Below are 698 nucleotides of genomic sequence, written 5' to 3'. Positions count from 1 at the left end.
CCGGCGGGTGGGGTGACGCAGACGCCGCGTTTGACGGCTTCGCCGAAGGAGAGGTCCTCGGCGGCGACCTGGGCGAGGATCTCGGGGTCCATCTGCTTGATGTGGACGTAGCCGACTCGTTCGCCGAAGCGGCGGATCAGGTCGAGGTTGTCGCCGCCGCCGTAGGCGACGTGCCCGGTGTCCAGGCAGAGGTTGGTGTAGCGGCTGTCGGACTCGTTGAGCAGGCGCTCGATCTCCGGCTGGGTCTGGATGTGGCTGTCGGCGTGCGGGTGGACGACCAGGCGTACGTCGTAGTCGTCGAGGAGGAGTTTGCCGAGGCGGTCGGCGGCCGTGCCGAAGCCGGCCCACTGCTGGGCGGTCAGCTCGGGCGACTCGGTGAAGGCGCCGGTCTTCTCGTCCCGGTACATCGGCGGGATCAGGACCAGGTGATGGGCGCCGGCTGCCGCGGTCAGCGCGGCGACCTGACGGACGTGGGCGAGCATGTCGTCCCAGGCCTCGGGGCGGTGCAGCGCGCCGAAGGCGGTGCCGCCGGAGACCTGCAGCCCACGGGCGTCGAGCTCTGCCCTCAGCCGCTGCGGGTCGGTGGGGAGATAGCCGTACGGCCCGAGCTCGAGCCACTGGTAGCCGGCCGTGGCCAGCTCGTCCAGGAAGCGGGTGTACGGGACCTGCTGCTCGTCCTCGGCGAACCACACGCCCCA

1 protein-coding gene is annotated in these 698 nt (G+C 71.1%); it reads right to left on the bottom strand.

Annotated elements, in window-relative coordinates; translation table 11 throughout:
- The coding region (locus AQJ91_RS48470) for a TIM barrel protein (RefSeq protein ID WP_234383497.1) at positions 1 to 698 on the bottom strand (698 nt) is incomplete at both ends.

Origin of the sequence: Streptomyces dysideae (genome assembly GCF_001514305.1) — a bacterium.
Lineage (GTDB): Bacteria > Actinomycetota > Actinomycetes > Streptomycetales > Streptomycetaceae > Streptomyces > Streptomyces dysideae.
This window is presented reverse-complemented; position numbering and strand designations above follow the sequence as displayed.